Source organism: Spiroplasma endosymbiont of Lariophagus distinguendus (assembly GCF_023846195.1).
Taxonomy (GTDB): Bacteria; Bacillota_I; Bacilli_A; order Mycoplasmatales; family VBWQ01; genus Spiroplasma_E.
In genome coordinates, this window is the sequence record NZ_JALMUW010000149.1 from 1 (window position 1) to 802 (window position 802).

The 802-nt window shown below is 23.1% G+C and carries 1 protein-coding gene; it reads left to right on the plus strand.

The genetic code is table 4. The features are described 5' to 3' along the window. The coding region (locus M0D11_RS06210) for an Mbov_0401 family ICE element transposase-like protein (protein WP_252321076.1) at positions 1-802 on the plus strand (802 nt) is incomplete at both ends.

Below are 802 nucleotides of genomic sequence, written 5' to 3' on the forward strand. Positions count from 1 at the left end.
ATGAATATTTTGATGAAAAATTACAAAAATGAGTTCGTGTTTGTTTAGTTGATGAATGACTAAAATTACCTAAATATAAAAGAATTGGTGAAGATGTTGAACAAACTATTATTGAATATTTTGCTGATGGAAAAAGATATCATGATATTTGTGCTATTTGTAAAAAAGCAGGTATTAGTGTTAGTACTGTTCATAGAGTTTTTAAAAATTTAGAAGTAATTGAAGCAAATCCAGTAAAAGTAAAATTAGAAAAAAATCAACCTATTTTTGTAGCAATTGATGATGGTCATCGAAAATTTTGAAATTTTAAACGTAAAGGTATAAAACACTCTATGCGATTAATAGTAACATATACAGATAATATTAATCACAAAGTACAAAATAAAAGAGTAAAAGCAATTATAAGACCAACAAGAACAGTAATTGGAATTAAAAAGACTGCTGAATTTGTTAAAGAGCATTGTCAAAAATTTTATGAAAATATTGAACAAGCAAAAATTATTATTTGTGGTGATAGTGCAGGATGAATTAAAGAAGTTGCTGATTATTTAGGTGCACAGTTTGTTTTAGATAAATTTCATTTAATTAGAACATTATATCTTGGAATAATGGCGGGAAATAAAGGAAAATATTTAAAAGAATATAATCACTGTAAAAATTTAATTAATAATGGTAATTATGAACAATTAATTGATTATTTATATAAAGAATTAGATAATCATAAAAAATTAAAGAAAAAATATTTTAAAAATAATAAACAAGGTATTGAAAATCAAAGTGCAAAGTGAAATATTGGTTGTTA